General features: G+C 71.3%; 3 protein-coding genes. All 3 read left to right on the forward strand.

The window, feature by feature from the left end; all coding sequences use genetic code 11:
• The first annotated feature begins 173 nt into the window (after positions 1-173).
• Positions 174-1745 (forward strand): 2-isopropylmalate synthase, encoded by a 1572-nt coding sequence (locus RIF93_RS19505; RefSeq protein WP_309093109.1) that lies wholly within the window; start codon positions 174-176, stop codon positions 1743-1745.
• 129 nt (positions 1746-1874) lie between these two features.
• Positions 1875-2753 (forward strand): DMT family transporter, encoded by an 879-nt coding sequence (locus RIF93_RS19510; RefSeq protein ID WP_309093110.1) that lies wholly within the window; start codon positions 1875-1877, stop codon positions 2751-2753.
• Between the two features lie 16 nt (positions 2754-2769).
• A partial coding sequence (locus RIF93_RS19515) for a Kelch repeat-containing protein (protein WP_375163901.1) occupies positions 2770-3415 on the forward strand: 646 nt, incomplete at its 3' end.

Genomic DNA, 3415 nt, shown 5'->3' on the forward strand with positions numbered 1-3415 from the left:
GTAGAAGCCCACCTCGATGCGCACGCAAGCGAACAGCTCGCTTCTTCTCCTGTCGCTGGGGCTTAGCCGCCCCTGGGCGACCCTCTAGGCACGCGCATCTCCGCGGCCGGGCGCTCAGGGGCTTAAGCCACACCCCGCCCGCCGAACCGAACGCCTAGACCAGAGCCGACATCATGACCGCCACCGTATCCACGCCGTCCGAGCGCGACCGCGTCATCATCTTCGACACCACCATGCGCGACGGCGAGCAGTCGCCCGGGGCGTCCATGTCGCTGGAAGAGAAGCTGGAGCTCGCCAAGATCCTGGAAGACATGCGCGTCGATGTGATCGAGGCGGGCTTCCCGATCGCCTCGAACGGCGACTTCGAGGCGGTGCGCCAGATCTCCGAGATCGTCACCGAGAGCGTCGTCTGCGGCCTGGCCCGCGCGGGCGTCCAGGACATCGAGCGCTGCGCCGAAGCTATCCGCAAGGCCAAGCGGGGCCGCATCCACACCTTCCTGTCCACCAGCCCCAGCCACCGGGACCACATCCTGCGCGCCAGCCAGGAAGACATCCTGGAGATGATCGTGGGCTCGGTGACGCACGCCCGGAACCTGTGCGGCGACGTGGAATGGTCGGCCCAGGACGCCACCCGCACCGAGCAGGACTTCCTGCGCCGCTGCGTCGAGGCCGCGATCCGCGCCGGGGCCACGACGATCAACATCCCCGACACGGTCGGCTACACCTATCCGTCGGAATACGCAGAGATCTTCCGCGACCTGATCGAGAACGTGCCGGGCGCGGATACGGTGATCTTCTCGACCCACTGCCACAACGACCTGGGCCTGGCGGTGGCCAACAGCCTCTCGGGCGTCCAGGCGGGCGCGCGCCAGGTGGAATGCGCCATCAACGGCATCGGCGAGCGGGCCGGCAATGCGGCGCTGGAAGAGATCGTCATGGCCCTGAAGGTGCGCGGCGATCGGCTGCCGTACCACACGGGCATCGAGACCCAGCACATCACGCGCGCCAGCCGCTACGTCTCGGCCATCACCGGCTTCCCGGTGCAGTTCAACAAGGCGATCGTCGGAAAGAACGCCTTCGCCCACGAGAGCGGCATCCACCAGGACGGGATGCTGAAGGACCGGGGCACCTACGAGATCATGCAGCCCGAGGATGTGGGCCAGATCGAGTCGAACCTCGTCATGGGCAAGCACTCGGGCCGCCACGCGTTCCGCGAGAAGCTGAAGGCCCTGGGCTACGAGCTGGGCCAGAACGCCCTGAACGAGGCCTTCCAGCGCTTCAAGGACCTGGCCGACAAGAAGAAGCACGTCTTCGACGACGACATCGTGGCGCTGGTCGACGACGCCCTGGCCAGCCAGGCCGACAAGATCCAGGTCAAGAACCTGCGCGTGATCGCGGGCACCGAAGGGCCGCAGGAGGCCTTCCTGACGGTCACCATCGAAGGCGTGGAGAAGTCGGCCAACGCCACGGGCGACGGGCCGGTGGACGCGGTGTTCAACGCCATCCACGAGGTGTTCCCGCACGCCGCCATCCTGCGCCTCTTCCAGGTCCACGCGGTGACCGAGGGCACGGACGCCCAGGCGCAGGTCTCGGTGAGGCTCGAGGAGGACGGCCGCATCGCGACCGGCCAGGCGGCCGACACCGACACCCTGACGGCCTCGGCCAAGGCCTATGTCAATGCGCTGAACAACCTCGTCGCGCGCAAGGAGAAGAGCGCGCCAGAGCGGATGGCCAGCGGGTTCTAGGCAACCCAGGTCTCGTGTCGCACGGTCCGCAGGGCCGATCCGGGACGCAGGCGCCGAGCCCTCGCCCTTCTGGGTCCCGGTTCGGCCTCCGCGGCTTCGCCGCTCCGTTGGCCGGGATGACGGGATTTGTTGTGGATTTTCCTTACCCTGGCGGCCGCGCCGCTGCAGGTGGCGCGCAACGCCGCCCAGCGTGGGCTGGTGGGCGACGCCGGGCCGTGGGGCGCGACGCTGGTGCGCTTCCTGTTCGGTCTGCCGTTCTCGGTCGCCATCTTCGGAGTGGTGGCGTTGCTGACGCCGGACGCCGCGCCGGACCCGTCGCTGCGGTTCTGGGTCGGCGCGGTCGCCGGCGCCATCAGCCAGGTGGCCGCCACCGGCTTCCTGCTGATGGCCATGCACCGCTCGGGCTTTGCCGTCGCCACGGTGCTGCAGCAGTCGTCGCTGCCGCTGGCGGCCTTGATGGGTCTCGTCTTCTTGGGCGACCGGCTGTCGCCCCAGGCCTGGGCAGGCGTGGCGTTGGCCACCGCGGGCCTCGTCGTCCTCTCCTGGCCGCAGAAGGACCAGACGCGGCACGCCTTCGTGGGCGGCCTGCTGGGGCTGGCCGCCGGCGCCGCCTTCGCCGTCTCCTTCAACGGCTACCGGCAGGCCGGCCTGGCGCTGGACGCCGCACATCCGATCTATTCGGCGGTCGCCGCCGTGGTCATCGCCCAGGCGATGCAATCCCTGGCGCTCACCGCGATCCTCGCCGTCGCGCGCCCGCAGGCGCTTGGGGCCGTCGCATCCTCCTGGCGCCAGTCGCTCACAGCGGGCTTCTTCGGCTCGGCGGCGTCCGCCTGCTGGTTCGGGGCGCTCGCCCTTGCGCCTGCGGGACCCGTCCGCGCGGTGGCGCTCATCGAGACGCCCATCGCCGCCGCCGTCGGTCGACGGCTGTTCCGCGAGCGCATCAGCCTGCGCCAGGCGCTGGGCGGCGTGCTCACCACCGCCGGCGTGGCCTTGACCGCGCTGGGCTAGACGCTCTGATGGCGGGATGATCGACCGCAGAGCCGTCCTCGCCTCCGCCGCCCTCGGGCTGACCCCCGGCCTCGCCCGCGCCGCCGCCCGCTGGGCGCCCGCCGCGCCCGTGCCGTGGCCGGTGCAGGAGGTCTACGGAACCGCCCTGGGCGACCGGATCGTCATCGCCGGCGGCATGGCGCCGGGACCGGGCGGGGTCGGCGGCGGCATCAACCCGCAGGACCGGACCGGCATCTACGACGCGCGGACGGACCGCTGGACCGAGGGGCCGAAGCTGCCGTTCCCGCGCCACCATCCGGTTCTGGCCGCCGCCGGCGGCCGCGCCTACGCGTTCGGCGGCTTCCGGGTGACGGACGCCGGCGGCTGGGTGGCCATCCCCGACGCCCTGGTGCTCGACGGCGACGCGTGGCGGCCGCTCGCGCCGATGCCGGCGCTGCAGTGCGAAACCGTCGCCGTCACCCTGGGCGAGCGCATCCACATCGCCTCGGGCCGCGCGCCGAAGGCCGCCTCCAACCGTAACTGGCCCGACCAGGGCGACGTCGCGACGCATCAGGTGTTCGATGTCCGCAGCGGCCGCTGGGAGGCCGCCGCCCCATGTCCGGAGGCGCGCAACAGCGCCACCGGCGCGGCCATCGGGGGCCTGTTCTACCTGGCCGGCGGCC

The sequence above is a fragment of the Phenylobacterium sp. genome (genome assembly GCF_031181185.1).
Classification (GTDB): domain Bacteria; phylum Pseudomonadota; class Alphaproteobacteria; order Caulobacterales; family Caulobacteraceae; genus Phenylobacterium.